The organism is Campylobacter showae CSUNSWCD (assembly GCF_000313615.1).
In the GTDB taxonomy this organism is placed as follows: Bacteria; Campylobacterota; Campylobacteria; order Campylobacterales; family Campylobacteraceae; genus Campylobacter_A; species Campylobacter_A showae_A.
Window position 1 is genome coordinate 183,896 of record NZ_AMZQ01000001.1, and the last position, 18,637, is coordinate 202,532.

Genomic DNA, 18,637 nt, shown 5'->3' on the forward strand with positions numbered 1-18,637 from the left:
CCGCTTGCGAGCATCTAGCCTTTACGGCGCAAAATTTAACCGCGCCGAGGTTTGGATTATATTAAATTTAGCTTTAATTCAGTTATTTTTAAATATAATCCAAGCTTCAATTCACACACACCAGTCCTAAAATTTGGTTGCGTTTGTCTAAAACAAATGTTAATGGGTGTGGAGGAGAAACCTAAATTTCGGGGCAACCCACAAGGAGAAAACTCATGGTAACAATGAGAGATTTGCTAGAGTGCGGCGTTCATTTCGGACACCAAACACGCAGATGGAATCCGAAGATGAAAAAATTCATTTTCGGCGAGAGAAAAGGTATCTATATCATAGATCTACAAAAAACTATCCGCTACTTCCGCTACACTTATAATGTCGTTCGCGACGCAGCAGCAGAGGGTAAAACTATACTTTTCGTAGGCACTAAAAAGCAAGCCGGAGCAACTCTAAAAGAGTATGCTGAAAAATGCGGCATGCCGTACGTAAATCACCGCTGGCTAGGTGGCATGATGACAAACTTCGGCACTATCCGCCAATCTATCCGCAAACTCGAAGTAATCGAGGCTATGGAAGAAGACGGTTCTATAAATTTACTAACTAAAAAAGAAGCGCTAATGCTTCGCCGCAAAAAAGAGAAGCTTCTAGCGTCTCTAGGCGGTATCAGAAACCTAAAAACCGTGCCTGATATGATTTTCGTCATCGACACCGTAAAAGAAAAAATCGCCGTTCAAGAGGCTAACCGCCTAAAAATCCCTGTCGTAGCTCCGATCGATACAAACTGTGATCCTGACGTTATCGACTTCCCGATTCCTGGCAACGACGACGCGATCCGCTCTGTTCAGCTTTTCTGCCAAGAAATGGCTGAGGCTATCATCGAGGGACGCTCTCAGCTTGAAAAAGACGGCGGCGAGCAAGAAGAAGGCAAAGAGGCTGTAAGCCAAGCCGAAAAAGACGCAGTCGTAAACGAGGCTGCGAGCGAAGACTTCTCTGAGGACTTCAGCGAGGACGAAGAGTAATGGAAATCAGCGCACAAATGGTAAAAGAGCTCCGCGAATCAACTGGAGCTGGAATGATGGACTGCAAAAAGGCGCTAGCCGAGGCTAACGGCGACATGGAAAAAGCCGTCGATATATTGCGCGAAAAAGGCCTAGGTCAAGCCGCTAAAAAAGCCGACCGCCTAGCTAGCGAGGGTCTTGTGAGCGTTGTTGTTTGCGATCACTGCAAAACAGCAACTATCAGCGAGATAAACTCTGAGACTGACTTCGTCGCTAAAAACGCGCAGTTTCAAAATTTGACCAAAGACACTACGGCGCACATCCAAACAAATTTGATAAAAGACGTCGAGAGCTTAAACGCAAGCATCATCAACGGCGTTAAATTTGAGGATTATTTCAAAAGCCAGATCGCTACTATCGGCGAAAATTTGGTCGTTCGCCGCTTTGAGACTATAAAAGCAGACGACAAAGGCGTAGTAAACGGCTATGTGCACTCAAACGGCCGCGTAGGCGTACTGATCGGCCTAGCTTGCGAAAGTGCAGAAATCGCAAACAAAGCGGCTGAATTTGCAAGAAATTTGTGCATGCATGCAGCCGCTATGAAACCAAGCGTAATCAGCTATAAAGACCTTGATAAAGATTTTGTCGAGAAGGAATTTATCGCACTTCGCGCCGAGCTTGAAAAAGACAATGAAGAGCTAAAACGCCTAGGCAAGCCGCTTCACCACATCCCTGAGTATGCTAGCCGCTGCCAAATAGGCGATGCAGAGCTTGCTAAAGCTACTAAAGCTATCGAAGAAGAGCTAAAGGCTGAAGGCAAACCTGAGAAAATTTGGGATAAGATCATCCCTGGCAAGATCGATAGATTTTATGCCGACAACACCGTTTTAGATCAGCGCCTTACGCTGCTTGGACAGTTTTACGTAATGGACGATAAAAAAACTATCGAGCAAGTCGTTGAAGAAAAAGGCAAAGAGCTAGGTGGCAAGATCGAAGTAGTAAAATACGTTCGTTTTGAGCTTGGCGAAGGCCTAGAGAAGAAAAACGAAGACTTTGCGGCCGAGGTTGCGGCACAAATAGGCTAAATTAATGGAAATCTTAAAGGGCGTAAATCTAGGCTTTGCGTATGATTATACGCTCTTTGAGGATGTAAATTTAAGCGTAAATGCCGGCGGCAGCTGCGCCATAACTGGCGTTAGCGGCTGCGGCAAATCAACTATACTCCACATACTTTCCACTCTTTTGCGACCAAAAAACGGCGAAGTTATCTACGGGGGTAAATCGCTTTACGACCTATCGGCAAACGAGCTTTTACGCATTCGTAGATTTGATTTTGGTATTATTTTCCAGGCGCACTATCTTTTTAAAGGCTTTAGCGCGCACGAAAACATCGAGCTAGCCTCCGTTTTATCCGCTCAGAAAATCGATGATGAAATTTTGGCAAATTTAAAAATAGACGGTGTAATGAATCAAAAAGTAGGCGAGCTAAGCGGCGGACAGCAGCAGCGCGTCTCAATCGCTAGAGTGCTTTGCAAAAAGCCGCGCGTGATATTTGCCGACGAACCGACGGGAAATCTGGACAAACAAACCGCAAATGAAGTGATGCAAACGCTGTTTAACTACATCAAAGCAAACGATGCGGCGCTGGTTTTGGTCACTCACGACAACGAGCTCGCGCAAAGATGTGACGAGGTTTATCGCCTCGAAGATAAAAAATTCTCTTTAATTTCTCCTGAAGATATTTAAATATTTTTATTAGGCGGCGAGTTTTCAAATTTACTGCTTAAATTTTAAGCGTCAAATTTACGAGCTATTTTTTGAGTTTAAATTTATCGCAAACCGCCTAAAGTGACCACTTCTGAACGAACAAAATTTATAATCAAATTTAGTCTCGTAGCCGTATTTTATAAAGCGTAGCGATTTTTTAAATTTACCGCACGACAAGCTAAAATTTAACCCAAAACAAAAGCTAAAAGCGACCGCCAAATTTAAACCTCTTAAATTTAAAAAGCAACAACGGCACGAATAAAATTTGGCAGACAAAGCGGTGTTTTGCGCCCCTTGACCACACCCAAATTTCCGCACATTTTCATCTGTCTTTCAAATTTACCGAATTTTCAAGGATTTAAGCCTAAAATAACGGCATTTAAATTTAAAACGAAAGATTCAAGTGGAGCTAGTCGAGTTTTTTGCGCCCGAGCGCGTCATCACCTTTATGCTGCTATTTGCGCGTATCGGCGGGCTGATGCTATTTTTCCCGTTTTACGGGCATGAACAAATCCCCATGAGCGTCAAGACCGCATTTTCGTTTCTACTCACGCTATTTTTGTTTCCGCTTGCCAGCATCAAAAGCGGCGAGATTTACTATCTAGCCGTAGAGATCGTGAGCGAGGCGGCGCTGGGGGTTTGCGCAGGGTTGCTGCTTCATATCGTTTTTGCCAGTTTGCAGCTAGCGGGCGAGCAGATATCGATGATCATGGGTTTTTCGATGGCTTCGGTGCTTGATCCACAGACTGGCCTTAGCTCGCCCGTGATCTCAAATATCATAAATTTCCTCGCACTCATGACCTTTTTGGCCTTTGACGGGCATCATTTGATCCTACTTTTTATCTCAAATTCGCTCACGCACGTTCCGTTAGGCGGCTTTTACCCGAGCCCAGATATCGTACAGTATGCCTCTAAATCTATGATAAATTTGTTCACTTTTGGCTTTATTATTTCCTTCCCGATTTTGGCGCTTTCGCTACTTTCTGATTTGATTTTTGGTATGCTGATGAAGACAATGCCGCAGTTTAACTTGCTGGTCGTTGGCTACCCGATCAAGATCACGATCGGCTTTGCCGTGCTGATCGCGATATTAGCGGGCATGATGGAGCTTTTTAGGCAGCTTGTGCTTCGCGTTATCAACGACCTTCCGTCGCTATTTTTCTAAAACTAAGCTTGAAGTAATGGAAAATGTTTTAAAATACGTTTTTTAGGTATAAAAAGGAGAATTCGTGAAAATCGTTCTTGCAAATGCCAATCCCGCGGTATCGCGTTTGGCGACGCTGGCTCTTAGCAAAATGGGTTACGAATATGTTGAGATCGGCGATGTAGGCGAGCTTAGCGGCGTTTTTGACGTGCTTATTTTAGACAGCGATATCGACGTAAAAGAGACGAACCTAAAAGAATTCGCAAATAAAATTTTATACCTTTCCTCTAAAAATTCTCCGACCTTTGAATATGCCGACAGGATACTGCCAAAGCCGTTTTTACCGACGGAATTTATCACTATCGTGGAGGATCTAGCGAGCAAGACAAAGAGCACCGAGCAGCCTGTTACGACAAGCGATGAAACCGGCGAGGCATCGTCCGATGGGTTTAAGTTTGTGAACGATCCGACCAAAGAAATCATTGAGAAAGAAATAATCGATGCCGACATTGGCGGATTTGGGTTGGATAATCAATTAGTTAATGTTGCTCAAGAGGTTCATGGTAAAGATAGCGCATTTGATGAGCTAAGCGAGATTGTAAAAGCTATCGACGATATGGACGAGCTAAGCGACAAACTTGAAGACGATGAGCTAAATTTGGATGGTTTGATTGATGATGAAATAATGAAATTCGGAGAACTAGACGAATTTGATGTTGCCGTAAAAGATAATAATTTTGATGAGATTTCTTCGGATTTAGATGCCGACGATAAGCGTGTAGATGTCGAATTTCAAATACCGGATGATCCTATATTTGACGCAACCGAGTTTGATGCAGCGCATGGCGGAGAGGAGTTAAAAGGATTTGATGGGGGTAAATTAGAGCTTGATTTTGATGATAGGATTGAAGATATCAAGAGTCAAATCGATGAAATCGACAAGATGGACGATCTGTCGGAAAATTTGAATGCAGACGACGAGGATTTGGATATCAAATTTGAAACGAGGGAAGATTCTACATTTAACATAACGGAGTTTGCAACCGTAGAGGGCGAGAAAGACCTTGAAGTTGTAGAAGATTTGAAAGAAACAGTAGCTGATGATAAATTTGCGGTCGATAAGCTCGATGAGCAAGAGGATATTTTCGCTAGCGAAAATATGAAGTTTGATGAACCTAGCGAACAAGCTGTGTATGTAGCAAACAGTGTTTTAGGCGATGAATCTTCACTAGAAGATATGGATTTGGCGGGCGAGACGGAGCAAATAGAGTTTAGCGGCGAAGAAAATTTGACGCAACATGCTTTGGATGATGAGCTTGCGGAGGATATTTTCGCCGCAGACGAGCAAGGCGAGACGGAAATAAGCTCCGAGCAAGAAGAGCAAGAAATCAGCGAACCAGAAGCCATGCAAAACGATCTTGAAATAGCTCAGGAGCTTGATCCGAGCGAGTACGGCGACATCGATCAAATAAGCGAAAAAGATATGGCGTTAGTGCTTAACGAGAGCGGGTTATTGGATGATGAGATGGTAAATTTGAGTTCGCAAAAAGATCAAGCAACGTCAAAGATGGACGAACTAAAGGTTCAAATTTCAGACGCCGTGGCTAAAAATCTAGAAAATTCGTTGCAAGACGGCGAACTGCGAGAGGCTCTAAAAAATCTCAATATAAAAATCAATATAAGCTTTGAGGAAAAGTAGTTGAAGGGGCAAATTTTAATTATCTCCGGTCCTAGCGGTAGCGGTAAAAGCACACTTTTAAGCCGTCTTTTAAAAGAGGAAAACGATCTTTATTTTTCGATATCAAGCACAACGAGAGCGCCGAGGCAGGGCGAGACCGAAGGCGTGAATTATTATTTTATAAGCGAAGACGAGTTTAAAAAAGGCATAGATGCGGACGAGTTTTTAGAGTGGGCGTGCGTACACGGCAACTACTACGGTACTTCGCTAAAGCCCGTTTTAAAGGCACTTGAAGAAGGCAAGATAGCGATTTTTGACATCGATGTGCAGGGCTTTAATATCGCAAAATCAAAATTTGCCAAAAATATCACCTCCGTTTTTATCACGACTGCTAGCAAAAACGAACTAAAATCAAGGTTGCAAAATCGCGGCACCGACAGTGCAGAAACTATCGAAAAACGGCTGATAAACGCGGTCGGCGAGATGGAGCATATCTTAGAGTATGATTATTTTTTGATAAATGATGATCTGCAAAGCTGCTATGAAAATTTGCGTGGGATTTTGCGCTCGATGCGCCTAAAAACGTCAAATTTAGACGCAAAAGAGATTATTAACAAATGGAATAATTGATAAAATTATGCTAATATAACGAAAATCAAAAGGAGAAAAAATGGGTCCAAGCGTCCAACAATTGCTTATTATTTTACTTATCGTGGTCTTGCTTTTTGGAGCGAAAAAGATCCCCGAGCTCGCAAAAGGCCTAGGTAAGGGCATAAAGAGCTTCAAATCAGAAATGGAAGACGATAAAAAAACCGAGAACGTAGAAAAAGTAGAAGAGAAAAAAGAAGAAACCGCAACCGCCGCAAAGACTGAAGATGCGGCTAAAAACGCGTAAGGAAAGGCGTTGAAAAAAAGCGTAATAAACGAAATAAAAGGCGCCGTGGACTTTGATTTTGCGCTGGAAAAGCCAAAAGATAAGGGCTTGGCGCACTACGCGATGCCTACTTTTAGCCTGGCAAAACAGCTCAAAAAATCCCCAGTAGCTATCGCTGCCGAGCTGGCGTCTAAATTTGAAAATAGCGAAATTTTCGAGGCAACGGCGCTAAACGGCTATATAAATTTTAAACTAAAGCCCGCATTTTTAGATAAATTTGCCTCCGCTAGCCTTGCAAATCCGAGCGAGTTCGCAAAAGGCGGCGGAACTAGCGGCGAGAAAATTTTGCTCGAGTACGTCAGCGCAAATCCGACCGGTCCGCTTCATATCGGGCACGTTAGGGGCGCGGTTTTCGGCGATACGTTAGCTCGCGTCGGGCTTCATATCGGCGAAAATATCTCGACTGAATACTACATTAACGACGCAGGCAATCAAATCGAGCTTCTAGGCACATCTATTTCGCTTTGGGCGCGCGAAAATCTGTTCGGCGAGAGCGTGGCGTATCCGGAGAAATTTTACCGCGGCGACTACATCGAACCTATCGCAAAAGAGGCGCTAGAGAAATTTGGCAAAGAGATATTTTACGACGAGAGCCGAAATCTCGAACTCGCCGAGTTTGGCAAGGATAGAGTGCTGGTTTTGATCAAGCAAAATTTAGCCGACGCGCAAATTTTTATCGAGAACTGGGCTAGCGAAAAGAGCTACTACGACAAGCTCCCTCTCACACTGGACCGCTTAAAAAGCGAGAACGGCATCTATGAGAGCGAGGGTAAAGTCTGGCTAAAATCAAGCGAAGTGGGCGACGAAAAAGATCGCGTCATCGTGCGCGAGGACGGTCGCGGCACCTACCTAGCTGGCGACGTGGTGTATCACGACGATAAATTTAGGCGCGGGTTTGATCGCTGCATCGACATCTGGGGTGCCGATCATCACGGCTACATCGCACGCATGAAGGCGGCGCTACATCTGCTTGGATACGATGAAAATCGCCTTGAGATCATACTTTCACAGATGGTGAGACTGCTAAAAGACGGCGAAGCCTACAAGATGAGCAAGCGCGCGGGCAACGTCGTGCTGATGAGCGACGTGGTCGAGGAGATCGGCTACGAGGCGCTTAGATTTATATTCCTTAGCAAGCGCTGCGACACGCACCTAGAGTTTGACGTAGACGAGCTAAAGCGCGAGGATAGCTCAAACCCGATATTTTATATCAACTACGCGCACGCCAGGATCAATCAAATTTTCGCAAAAGCAGGTAAAAACGTCGCTGATGTCGCGGGCGTGAAATTTGCAAATTTGAACGAAGACGGCAAGAATTTGCTATTTGAGGCGCTCACGCTAAACGATATCCTGGTCGATAGTTTTAACACGCGCTCGATGAATAAAATTTGCGACTACCTAAAGAGCCTGGCTGCGAATTTTCATAAGTTTTACAACGAAAATCGCGTCGTAGGCAGCGAAAACGAAGACGAGCTTTTGAAGCTTTTCGCCGTCGTCGCACTCTCGATAAAAACGGCTCTAGGGCTAATGGGTATCGCTGCAAAAGATAAGATGTAAGAGTTAAATTTAATAAATTTAGAAGCGCTTAAAACGGCGCTTCTTGTTTTAAAACAACCCCTTAAAATCCATGAATCTTTCCAAATTTTCCGCCGCATTTTTCTTTATATTTTTGATAGCGATCGAGTATCTGGCTCTCACGCCCGCACAGATAAAACTCATCGAAAACAGCTGGGATAAAGCAAATCACTTCATTGCATTCGCCGCGCTTTACGTTACTTTGTATCTTGGCTTTTCTAGGTTAAATTTGGGCGCAAAGGTCGCTATTTTGCTAGCTTATGGTATCCAGATAGAGATCATGCAGTCGTTTGTACCAAATCGCTATTTTAGCTTGCTAGATATCGTCGCAGACGGTATCGGTATAGTTTTTGGGATCTTAGTGGCGAGAATTTTGAACGGATTTAAGGCTAGATTTTAAATTTAATACTCCAAATTCGACTAGTGCTAGCTTATTTTTGCATTACACTGTTTTACTTTGTTTTAACTCAAATTTTATCGTCAAATTTAAACTAGCCCGCGGAGCAAAGCGATAAATTTATAAATAGTCGCTAAAATATGCCCTAAATTTAGCAGCAAAAGGCAAGAAAACAGCACAACTCGCGGCTAAATTTAAAAGAAAAACCCAAAACGAAAGAGTAAAAAATGAAATGGCAAGATAGCAGACGAAGCGACAACGTCGAGGATAGGCGGCAAAACAGCGTAAACAGCATGGGCTCGCTGGGCGCGCTCATACCGATTATTAGATTTTTGCTGGGCTCAAATATCGGCCGCGTGGTACTAGTTATCGGCGCGGTCGCGTACTTTATGGGCTTTAACCCTCTCGCGCTACTTGAGGGCGGCGGCGCGGGCACTCAAAGGGCGGCGCTAGATAGCCCGCAGGAGAAGGAAAAGGTCGCCTTCGTCTCGGCGGTGTTGGCGCAGACCGAGGACGTGTGGAGCAAGGTGTTTAAGGCGGGCGGCGCACAGTACAAAGAGCCTAGCTTGGTGCTTTTTAGAGACGGCGTTTCTAGCGCGTGCGGCACGGCTAGCTCGCAGATGGGGCCTTTTTACTGCCCAGCGGATAAAAAAGTCTATCTAGATCTTAGTTTTTTTGAGGAGCTAGAGGCTAAATACAAAGCCGCGGGAGACTTTGCGCAGGCGTACGTGATCGCCCACGAGGTCGGACATCATGTGCAAAATTTGCTAGGAACGCTCGGTAAAGTAAACGAGCTAAAATCGCGCACTAAAAGCCCGGTGGAGCAAAACGCGCTACAAGTCAAGGTCGAGCTACAGGCCGACTGCTATGCGGGCGTCTGGGCGCACTACATGGGGCGCTACAACGTGCTAGAAGACGGCGACATCGAGGAGGCGCTAAACGCTGCGAGCGCGATAGGCGACGACGCGCTACAGAAAAAATACCAAGGCCGCGTGACGCCCGACTCGTTCACGCACGGCTCGTCAAAGCAGCGCATGACGTGGTTTAAAAAGGGTTTTGAGGGCGGACAGCCAAGCTCGTGCGCGTTTGAGATCTGAATTTGACTTTTTAGCTCTGGACCGCGTTTGGCGAGCGTAAATTTCTACTCGGCCGCATTTAGATAAAATTTAAATCCAAGTGCGGCTTTTTCGGACCTCGTTTTGTGGAATCAAATTTAAATTTTCGTGATTTTAAGCAAATTTTAACGCGGCAGCGCCGTTTGGTTTGCAAATTTAAGCGTAAAAAGCGATAAGATCAAAAAAACGGAGCAAAAATGAAAAGAAGGGACTTCATGAAAGGCGCGGCGACCTGCGCGGCGGGGCTTGCTGCGGGGTTGGATTTGTTTGCCCAGCAGACTAGCAAGACCAGTGCGGTAAATTTGACGGACGGCGTAGATCTAAGCGGTGCGAAAAATCTCGGCGAGAGGCTTGCCGCGATGACGCCATATCTCACGCTAAATAATAGAATTTTGATGCCGATCATCGGACTTAGTGCAGCTAAATTTGATGATTTGAAAGACAAAAACGCGCTGGGGGCGGCTCTTGGGCTAGGTTACCGCCTGATCGATACGGACGGGGGCGAGGAGGCTGCAGCAGCCGCGTTTGAGGCTAGCGGTTTAGGGCGCGGACAGCTATTTATCCAAAGCTCGCTCGGTGCTCAAAACGGCGACGAAAGCGGCATGATAAAAAGCTTTGAACGCTCCTTAAAAAAACTAAATACCGACTACGTCGATCTACTTTTACTGCGCGCAGGGGCGGGCGATGCTAGCTCTGCGTGGGGCGTTTTGCAGCGGCTTTACCGTGAGGGACTTGCGGCGTCGATCGGCATTTGCGATTACCCTGGAGAATTTGGAGTCGAAAATTTAGCCAAAATCGCGCAAGGTAGCGAAGTTAAACCCGCGGTTTATCAAACGCCCTCTCGCTCCTATCTACAGCGCTTTGCTACGCGCGGCAAGGTGACCGCGACCATGACGTGCAAGTAGAGCTACTATATGAGCCCGGCGAAGAGCTAAAAGAGCCCGCGCTCGCGCAAATCAGCTAAAAATATGGTAAAACGCGGATGCAAATCATCTTGCGCTGGCTCGTACAGCACCGGTTTTGCGTGGTAGTAAACCCTGCTAGCAAGGAGCGATTGCTTGAAAATATCGATATTTTCGGATTTGAGCTAGCACGCGAGGACGCCGCGCAGGTAGAAAAGCTCTGGCGGAGCTAGTAGGCGGACGAGGTTGGGTTTAGGCGTCAAATTTGCGTGTTTTAAATTTAGAGAGCTTGGACTGATGGCAAATTTTAAGAGCGTTTTGCTTATTTGCCGCGCTAAATTTGCTAGCTTGATAGACGTTAAATTTAGCTTTAGCGGTCTTGGCTAAAATTTCGCGAATCGCAGCGAAAAAGCGGACAACGAACCTAAGGAAAATCAATGAAAAACTTGGACTACGAGGTGCTTAAGGCGGAGTGGCAAAAAGAGTGGAATGAAAAGGGCGAGAAATATGCCAAGGCCGTAAACGATATGGTGGCGTTTGCGGAGGTTCACGGCTGGGACGCCTATAATGGCGAGGAGCCCGTCGATGATAGAGCGCATCTGGGCGAGGCAATATTTGCGCTGCTAAAGGAAGCCAACGAGCGCGGCGAGACGGCGAAATTTAGAGCCGATTTTCCGCCCTCAAACATTATCTTTGAGGAGAGCGAGGATGAAGCAGGTAATGCTGACGAGAAGGATAAAATAGCAGACAAGCTAGGCAATGTAGATCAAATTTGCCCTCTTGGCGGCGAGAACGTCCTTTTTATCGTCTCGCAAAGTGATCCTGAAGGCTGGCATAAGAAGCTATATCTGCTAGAAGGCGAGCGCGTTAGCGTTATCGCAGATGGCGTCATTACGGTGGGCAAATCAAAGCGAAACGAAATTTACGCCCTTCTTAAGAGAGACGAGATTGAGCTCGTAAAAGGCTACGACGGCAAGGGCGGCGGTGAGCCTATCGCAAAATTTAGCCACAATGTGGAGCTAACATACGACGAGGCTGAAATTTTACCTTTTAACGACGGCAAAAAGGTGCTTTTGAGCTGCCACGACGGAATTTTTTTGATCTCGCAAAGCGGCGTGAAGCTCATCCATCCGATCTATGAGGACGGGCAGCTCTACGAGGACGACGACGGCAACGCTGCACTCTATATCGATATGGCTAACGCGACGCTATCAAGCGACAATGCTCTCATCGTCGCCGGCGAGCAGTGCGGCGATCACGTCCTGATGGATCGCGAGGGCGAGCGACTGGGCAGCATCGGCGCGCAGAGCTCGTATCCGCATTTTTGCCTCTTTAGCGCGGACGATACGCAGCTCATCACGAACTCCTGCCACTTCTACAACGGCGTCACGATCGGCGTGGATAGGGTGGCTCTAAAGCGAGGGCTAAAGGTCGAGGCTTATTCGTACGACGAAGAGGGTGAGAAAAATTTCACGCTGATCGACGATGCGATGAGGGTATATGCGGGCGTAGCGACGCAGGACTTTTACATTCTCGGCGACGCATACGGCTACATCAAGGCAGTCGGCAAGGACGGGCGTAAAATTTGGCGCCACTATCTGGGCGGCACGATAAAATCTATGGCGATAAGCGAGAACGGCAGCGTGCTATTTGTGGGTACATACGGCGGCAGACTGCATAAGCTACGCCTGGGCGCGGGCCAAGACAGCCACACGATCGGCAACGGCAACCACAAAGAGGAGTTTAGACTGATCGCTTACGAGGATAAAATTTATCGGTGGTAGCCGCGGCGCGTTGCTTTAGCGGTACTTTGCCTTGCGAGCGTTTGCGAGTTTGTCGTGCGATGTTTGTTGGTTTTTGCGTTTTTGATTAGCTAGCATTTTAGAGCGCTGAAAACGCGACCAGGCTTTTGCATATCGAAAAAACTCCAAATTTGCCAGCTTGAAAGCCGTAAAAGCTACGCGATGTTATAGTGCTTTTAAAAATCATCAGGATCAAATTTGGCCTAAATTTGCTGCTCGTTAAAGCCCGCTCAGTCAAGAGCTAGCGTTCGTATTTTATTAACAAAGATAGCTTGCGCCACATTGCAAGATCAAACAAATCTCAGCAGTTTATAGCGGCGGCTTTGGTCAAATTTACCGTCCGCTTCATGCTATAGGCAAATTTGACGTTACCGGCGCGTCGGGCTAAATTTGACTTAGGCTTTCGCCTCTTTTAGCTTGCTTAAAAACTCTTCGATGTTGTATTTGGCGCGGTACTGTGCGCTCATGAGGTGGATGAGGATGTCGCCCAGATCGATCACGACCCAGTCGCCGGAGCTTTCTATGCCTAAAAACTGCTCGCCCTCGTCTTTTAGCCCCTCTTTTAGGTCGTCCGTTAGCGAGTAGGCGTGGCGTTCGCCCATCGTGGTGGCGATGATGACGCATTTTGCGATGTATTCGCGCCCGCTCATATCGATAGCCTCGATAGCTTCGGCCTTTTTGGCGTCTAGGATTTTGATGATTCGCTCGATTCTTTCTTGCATGTTTTTCCTTGATAAAATTTCGCCGCCTCGTCCGCTATACACGGTATCATCAGGCTTTTGTCTAAATTTTGCCTGATTTGCGAGGACGAAACGGGCGCGTTTATGTTTAAAATTTTAAAATTTTCAGGCACGGCTACGTCGTCGCGGCTAGCTACGACGAAGGTTGCGAGCCTAAAGAGCTCGTCTATCTCGTGCCATTTGTCTAGGCTCGCTAGGTGATCGGCGCCGATGATGAGATAAAGCCGGCTCACAGCGTAAATTTGCCGCATGTGCCGCGCGCTCTCTATCGTCGGTACTGGGCGATTTTGCGCGATCTCATAGTCGCTCACGCAGACTTTAGCTAGCGTGCCCCAAGCCTCGTTCGCCCACCTTAGCCGAAGTAGCGGCGGAGCGGAAAACTCGCTCTTAAACGGGCTGATAAACGTCGGCATGATGATGAGCTTATCCGCGTCTAGCTGCTCTAGCGCGGCTTTAACGACGGCGTCGTGCCCGAGATGAGGCGGGTCGAAACTACCGCCAAAAAGCGCGATTTTCATAAATTTGCCTTTAAAATTTTGGTGCAGTTTAGCGAATTTGAAGTGAAATTTGGTTGAAAATCAAAAAATTCGCCGATAAAGCGCAAATTAAATGGATATTTTGTAAAATTTGGGGATTTTTGGGCTTGCGAGGCTTGTTTTTCAGCGAGCAAGCGAGGGGCAAATTTGCAAAGGCGGGCTTTGAAGCGGCTTAAATTTACGCGCTTAGCGGAGTGCGGAGGCGGATAAATTTAACGCACAAAAGCTAAAAGTACGAAAATAACCTTTCTGGGCGCCCTAAAGCGACCGGAAAATCTAGCACAAGGAGCTAAACATGGTAAAAATCGCGATCAACGGTTTTGGACGTATCGGTAGGTGTGCTGCGCGTATTATTTTAGAGCGAGACGATGTTGAGCTTGTCGCTATTAACGACACCGCAACAAGGGATATGACGAGGTATTTGCTCAAATACGACAGCGTGCATGGCGAATTTAAGCAAGACGTTAAGGTGATAAGCGACGATTTTATAGAAGTAAATGGCAAAAAGATAAGAGTTTTTTCTACAAGAGATCTAAACGAGCTTAGCTACGCAGACTACGGCGTAGACGTGGTTTTAGAGTGTACTGGCAAGTTTTTAACCACTGAAAAATGCGAGCCATATCTTGCTCGTGGCGTCAAAAAAGTCGTCATGAGCGCTCCGGCAAAAGACGACACGGCGACCTTTGTAGTGGGCGTAAACGACGATAAATACGCAGGCGAAGCGATCGTCTCAAACGCAAGCTGCACTACAAACGGCCTAGCTCCAGTTGCAAAGGTGCTAAATGATAAATTTGGTATCGTAAAAGGGCTGATGACCACGATCCACGCCTATACAAACGGCCAGAGCCTAGTTGATGTAAAGGCCAAAGACTTCCGCCGTTCGCGCGCTGCAGCGCTAAATATCGGACCTACGACCACAGGGGCTGCAAAAGCGATCGCTAAAGTGCTTCCAGAGCTAAGTGGCAAACTACACGGCCAAGCAGTGCGCGTGCCAGTGGCAAACGTATCAATGGTCGATTTAACGGCGGTTTTAAAAAGACCGGCCAGCAAAGATGAGATAAATGAGGCCTTTAGAGCGGCTGCGGAGTCAAATTTAAAGGGAATTTTATTCGTCGATGATGACTACAGAGTTAGCAGCGACTTTTGCACGAGCGCATACAGCAGTATCGTAGCTAGCGACACTACGCAGGTCATCGCTGATGATATGGTGAAGGTCTTTGCGTGGTACGACAACGAGTGGGGCTACTCAACAAGGCTTGTAGATCTTGCTAAAATCGTAGCTACAAAGTAAATTTAAAGGGTGAAAAATGAGTGAAATTTTATCGATCAACGACCTTGAACTTAACGGCGCAAAAGTTTTTATAAGGTGCGATTTTAACGTGCCTATGGACGAGTTTTTAAACATCACTGATGACCGCAGGATCCGCTCAGCGATACCAACTATCCGCTACTGCCTAGATAACGGCTGCGGCGTGGTTTTGGCTAGCCATCTTGGACGCCCAAAAAATGGTTACGAGGAGAAATTTTCACTTCGCGGCGTAGCAAAAAGGCTATCAAGACTGCTTGATAGAGATGTGATATTTGCTGAAGATGTGATCGGAAATGACGCTAAGACAAAGGCTGAGGCGCTAAAAGCTGGCGAAATTTTGATGATAGAAAACTTACGCTTTGAAAAGGGCGAAACTAAAAACGACGAGGCTTTGGCAAAAGAGCTTTCAGGATTTGGCGAATTTTACATTAACGACGCATTTGGCGTCTGCCACAGGGCTCACGCATCTGTCGAGGCGATCACTAAATTTTACGATGAAAAGCATAAGGCGGCGGGATTTTTACTACAAAAAGAGATAAATTTTGCTCAAAATTTGATAAAACATCCATCACGTCCATTTGTCGCAGTTGTGGGTGGCTCAAAGGTTAGTGGCAAGCTTCAAGCACTACATAACCTGCTTCCGCGCGTAGATAAGCTAATAATTGGCGGCGGCATGGCATTTACGTTTTTAAAATCACTTGGCGAAAACATCGGTAATTCGCTCCTTGAAGAAGAGCTCATCGAAGATGCAAGACAAATTTTACAAAAAGGCAAAGAGCTAGGTGTCAAAATTTATCTGCCAGTAGATGTCGTCGCTGCTCAGACATTTTCAGCTGAAAGTGCCGTGAAATACGTCCCTGCTCAAGAGATCCCAAACGGCTGGATGGGGCTTGATATTGGCCCTGCGTCTATTAGGCTATTTAAAGAGGTTATCGCCGATGCGCAAACCATCTGGTGGAACGGACCTATGGGTGTTTTTGAGATGGATAAATTTAGCAAAGGTAGTATCAAAATGAGCCACGCCATCATTGACACGCACGCGACTACCGTTGTTGGCGGCGGTGATACGGCTGATGTAGTTGAGCGCGCTGGAGACGCTGATGAGATGACATTTATCTCAACTGGCGGCGGTGCGAGCTTGGAGCTAATAGAAGGCAAAGAGCTACCTGGCATAAAGCCGCTTAGAAAAGAGGAGTAGGTCTTGAAATTTCTAGCGAATTTAAAGTGTAACCACACAAGAGAGAGCTTTAGAGAGTACGCTGAAATTTTAGATGCAAATTTAAGCGCAAACGACGACGTGAGCGTCTTTGCCCCAGCTAGTGCCTTTGATGAAAAAAAGCATATTTTTAGGCTTGGGGCGCAGAATTTCTACCCTTGCGAGAGTGGGGCATTTACTGGCGAGATCGGCAAGGCGATGCTTGATGAGTTTGAGATCAAAGATGTGCTGATCGGCCACTCTGAGAGGCGTGAAATTTTAAAAGAGAGCGAGGAGTTTTTGCGAGCGAAATTTGACTTTGCCGCAAAAAACGGCTGGAACGTCATCTACTGCATCGGCGAAAATTTAAACACAAATGAAAGCGGAGCGACCAAAGAATTTTTAAGCCGCCAGCTTGAAAATATAGACCTTGGCTATAAAAATCTAGTCATCGCCTACGAGCCGATCTGGGCGATAGGAACTGGCAAGAGTGCTAGCATAGAGCAGATAGATGAGGTGCTAAGTTTTTTAAAGACAAAGGCAAATGTGCCGCTACTTTACGGCGGAAGCGTCAATGCTGCAAATATAGCTGATATCGCAGGTATCAAAAGCTGCGATGGTGTTCTAGTAGGCACAGCCAGCTGGGATGCGAATAATTTTTTAAATTTGATACGCGTTGTCTCGTGAGCGCTTTTTAATGAGTTCGAAATTTTAAGTCTGCGACAGGCTATTTGCCTAGTCTTGACCTAAAATTTCTACACAACATTAAAATTCATCTCACGATACTGCCGCTATTAAATTTGGTTTAAAATTTGAATTGCAAAATTTTAAAGGAGAAATAATGATTTTAAAAGGTAAAAAAGGTCTGATCGTAGGCGTTGCCAACGCTAAGTCGATAGCTTACGGCATCGCAAAAGCTTGTCACGATCAAGGTGCGCAGATGGCATTTACATATCTAAATGACGCTCTGAAAAAGCGTGTAGAGCCGATAGCTGAGGAGTTTGGTAGCAAATTTGTCTATGAGCTTGACGTAAATAACCAAGCACATTTAGATGGGCTTGCAGATCGCATAAAAGCGGACCTTGGCGAGATCGATTTTGTCGTGCATGCGGTGGCTTACGCACCAAAAGAGGCGCTTGAGGGCGAGTTTGTAAATACCACAAAAGAGGCATTTGACATAGCGATGGGCACTAGCGTTTATTCGCTACTAAGCCTTACTCGCGCGGTTTTGCCAGTGCTAAAAGAGGGCGGCTCGGTGCTAACTCTTACATACCTTGGCGGACCAAAATTTGTGCCACACTACAACGTAATGGGCGTTGCAAAAGCAGCGCTTGAGAGCTCAGTTCGCTACCTAGCACACGACCTTGGCGCTAGAAATATCCGCGTAAATGCGATCAGTGCAGGCCCTATCAAAACGCTTGCTGCAAGCGGAATAGGCGACTTTAGGATGATCTTGCGCTACAACGAAGTAAACAGCCCGCTAAAACGCAACGTCACCACTGAAGACGTCGGCAACAGCGCTATGTATCTGCTTAGCGACCTAGCTAGTGGCGTAACAGGCGAAGTGCACTATGTAGACTGCGGCTACAACATCATGGGCATGGGCGACGTGGCTACCGATGCCGAGGGCAACACGATCCTAGCTTGGGATGCAAAATAATCTATCTATATAAATTTGGCGGGGCGACTCGCCAAATTCTTCTTTTAAATTTCACCAAATTTATTGAAAGGACAGAAAATGAGAGCTTTAGACGAGCTTATAGACGTCAGCGAGCCAGGCTGGGCGCTAGTAGAAGAGTGGCTAAAAGAGGCTAAAAATGGCTATGAAATTTTGCCCCGAGATGAGAGCAGGGCGCAAAGTGAGCTTTTGGGACTTCAGGTCACTACTCGCTCGCCGATGGGAGCGCTTGTTTATGGGTGCGGTGGCGTAGTGATAGATGACGGTTGGCTGCGTGTGCTGGGCTCTGGATGTGAGCGTATGAAGCGCGGAATTTATAGCTTCAATCTTGGCAAAAGTTTTAGCGAGCCAGGGCAAATGCCTAGCTATTTGCTTGTAGCAGACGATGTTTTGGGCGGATTTTTCGCGGTAAATGGCGGTGCTTTTCATGGCAAAGCCAGCAACGTCTTTTACTACGCACCAGATAGCGGCAAATGGGAAGATACGCAGCTTGGCTACTCGCAGTTTTTGTACTGGGTGCTGTGCGGCGATATATCTAAATTTTATGAGCTCTACCGCTGGGATGGCTGGCGCGAGGATGTGCGTAAATTTAGCCTTGATAGGGTGATGTTTGCGTTGCCACCACTTCTTTGGCAAGACGCCGACGTAAGGCTAAGGCTAAAAGAGATGAAAAAAGAGGGCGTTGATATCGATGAGTATTTTGCTTCCGTTCTTAACGGCGGCGAGTAAAATTTCAAATTTGATACAAATTTACATAAAACCGTTGCGACTCGTTAGCCTTTATGGTTGATTTGCACTCTCGCAGCGGCTACTAAAATTTACCGCACGACTAAATAAATTTAAACAAATATCCTAAAATAACCGCAAATA

The 18,637-nt window shown here is 46.2% G+C and carries 21 protein-coding genes; 19 read left to right on the top strand and 2 right to left on the bottom strand.

Translation table 11 applies throughout. The features are described from left to right. Positions 1-215: 215 nt before the first annotated feature. The 14 genes from rpsB (at position 216) to CSUNSWCD_RS01005 (ending at position 12,291) form a co-directional block, all read left to right on the top strand. Positions 216-1,016 carry a 30S ribosomal protein S2 gene (rpsB, locus tag CSUNSWCD_RS00945; protein WP_002952721.1) on the top strand — a complete coding sequence of 267 codons (801 nt, stop codon included), beginning with the start codon at positions 216-218 and terminating at the stop codon, positions 1,014-1,016. Next, positions 1,016-2,080 (top strand): translation elongation factor Ts, encoded by a 1,065-nt coding sequence (gene tsf / locus CSUNSWCD_RS00950; protein ID WP_009492744.1) that lies wholly within the window; start codon positions 1,016-1,018, stop codon positions 2,078-2,080. The genes rpsB and tsf overlap by 1 nt, the downstream gene beginning before the upstream one ends. Before the next feature lie 4 nt (positions 2,081-2,084). Then, the gene (locus CSUNSWCD_RS00955) at positions 2,085-2,741 is read left to right on the top strand and encodes an ABC transporter ATP-binding protein (protein ID WP_009492745.1); all 657 of its coding nucleotides are present in this window, start codon (positions 2,085-2,087) and stop codon (positions 2,739-2,741) included. A gap of 424 nt (positions 2,742-3,165) precedes the next feature. Then, positions 3,166-3,927, top strand: a complete 762-nt coding sequence (gene fliR, locus CSUNSWCD_RS00965; protein ID WP_002952713.1) for a flagellar biosynthetic protein FliR — start codon at positions 3,166-3,168, stop codon at positions 3,925-3,927. Between the two features lie 64 nt (positions 3,928-3,991). Further along, positions 3,992-5,605, top strand: a complete 1,614-nt coding sequence (locus CSUNSWCD_RS00970; protein WP_009492747.1) for a hypothetical protein — start codon at positions 3,992-3,994, stop codon at positions 5,603-5,605. Then, positions 5,606-6,214 (top strand): guanylate kinase, encoded by a 609-nt coding sequence (gene gmk / locus CSUNSWCD_RS00975; RefSeq protein ID WP_009492748.1) that lies wholly within the window; start codon positions 5,606-5,608, stop codon positions 6,212-6,214. Positions 6,215-6,254: 40 nt separating this feature from the next. Continuing rightward, positions 6,255-6,479 carry a twin-arginine translocase TatA/TatE family subunit gene (locus CSUNSWCD_RS00980; RefSeq protein ID WP_009492749.1) on the top strand — a complete coding sequence of 75 codons (225 nt, stop codon included), beginning with the start codon at positions 6,255-6,257 and terminating at the stop codon, positions 6,477-6,479. Positions 6,480-6,488: 9 nt separating this feature from the next. Further along, on the top strand, positions 6,489-8,075 hold the full coding sequence (gene argS, locus CSUNSWCD_RS00985) for an arginine--tRNA ligase (RefSeq protein ID WP_009492750.1): 1,587 nt from the start codon (positions 6,489-6,491) through the stop codon (positions 8,073-8,075). A 70-nt stretch (positions 8,076-8,145) separates the two neighbouring features. Beyond that, positions 8,146-8,493: a VanZ family protein gene (locus tag CSUNSWCD_RS00990; RefSeq protein ID WP_009492751.1), complete on the top strand. Its 348-nt coding sequence runs from the start codon at positions 8,146-8,148 to the stop codon at positions 8,491-8,493. 224 nt (positions 8,494-8,717) lie between these two features. Next, positions 8,718-9,587, top strand: a complete 870-nt coding sequence (ypfJ, locus tag CSUNSWCD_RS00995; RefSeq protein ID WP_009492752.1) for a KPN_02809 family neutral zinc metallopeptidase — start codon at positions 8,718-8,720, stop codon at positions 9,585-9,587. A 215-nt stretch (positions 9,588-9,802) separates the two neighbouring features. After that, a complete protein-coding gene (locus CSUNSWCD_RS01000) occupies positions 9,803-10,510 on the top strand; it encodes an aldo/keto reductase (RefSeq protein WP_009492753.1) in 708 nt (235 codons plus the stop codon). A 77-nt stretch (positions 10,511-10,587) separates the two neighbouring features. Continuing rightward, positions 10,588-10,740 (top strand): hypothetical protein, encoded by a 153-nt coding sequence (locus CSUNSWCD_RS11220; RefSeq protein WP_009492754.1) that lies wholly within the window; start codon positions 10,588-10,590, stop codon positions 10,738-10,740. A gap of 13 nt (positions 10,741-10,753) precedes the next feature. Next, positions 10,754-10,894, top strand: coding sequence for a hypothetical protein (locus CSUNSWCD_RS11225; RefSeq protein ID WP_009492755.1), 141 nt, complete (start codon positions 10,754-10,756; stop codon positions 10,892-10,894). A 50-nt stretch (positions 10,895-10,944) separates the two neighbouring features. Beyond that, positions 10,945-12,291, top strand: a complete 1,347-nt coding sequence (locus tag CSUNSWCD_RS01005) for a hypothetical protein (protein WP_009492756.1) — start codon at positions 10,945-10,947, stop codon at positions 12,289-12,291. 413 nt (positions 12,292-12,704) lie between these two features. On the opposite strand, the gene rsfS is transcribed toward CSUNSWCD_RS01005, so the two are convergent. Both rsfS and nadD read right to left on the bottom strand, forming a co-directional pair. Next, positions 12,705-13,031, bottom strand: a complete 327-nt coding sequence (gene rsfS / locus CSUNSWCD_RS01010) for a ribosome silencing factor (protein WP_009492759.1) — start codon at positions 13,029-13,031, stop codon at positions 12,705-12,707. Then, the gene (nadD, locus tag CSUNSWCD_RS01015) at positions 12,995-13,567 is read right to left on the bottom strand and encodes a nicotinate (nicotinamide) nucleotide adenylyltransferase (protein WP_009492760.1); all 573 of its coding nucleotides are present in this window, start codon (positions 13,565-13,567) and stop codon (positions 12,995-12,997) included. The genes rsfS and nadD overlap by 37 nt, the downstream gene beginning before the upstream one ends. A gap of 313 nt (positions 13,568-13,880) precedes the next feature. Here nadD and gap point away from each other — a divergent pair, with 313 nt between their 5' ends. From gap to CSUNSWCD_RS01040, 5 genes are all read left to right on the top strand, one after another. After that, on the top strand, positions 13,881-14,876 hold the full coding sequence (gene gap, locus CSUNSWCD_RS01020; RefSeq protein ID WP_009492762.1) for a type I glyceraldehyde-3-phosphate dehydrogenase: 996 nt from the start codon (positions 13,881-13,883) through the stop codon (positions 14,874-14,876). Between the two features lie 16 nt (positions 14,877-14,892). Next, the gene (locus CSUNSWCD_RS01025) at positions 14,893-16,092 is read left to right on the top strand and encodes a phosphoglycerate kinase (protein ID WP_009492763.1); all 1,200 of its coding nucleotides are present in this window, start codon (positions 14,893-14,895) and stop codon (positions 16,090-16,092) included. Positions 16,093-16,095: 3 nt separating this feature from the next. Further along, on the top strand, positions 16,096-16,776 hold the full coding sequence (locus CSUNSWCD_RS01030) for a triose-phosphate isomerase (protein WP_009492764.1): 681 nt from the start codon (positions 16,096-16,098) through the stop codon (positions 16,774-16,776). Positions 16,777-16,930: 154 nt separating this feature from the next. Further along, the gene (fabI, locus tag CSUNSWCD_RS01035) at positions 16,931-17,749 is read left to right on the top strand and encodes an enoyl-ACP reductase FabI (protein WP_009492765.1); all 819 of its coding nucleotides are present in this window, start codon (positions 16,931-16,933) and stop codon (positions 17,747-17,749) included. A gap of 78 nt (positions 17,750-17,827) precedes the next feature. Further along, on the top strand, positions 17,828-18,496 hold the full coding sequence (locus CSUNSWCD_RS01040; protein WP_009492766.1) for a DUF2625 family protein: 669 nt from the start codon (positions 17,828-17,830) through the stop codon (positions 18,494-18,496). Positions 18,497-18,637 lie beyond the last annotated feature (141 nt).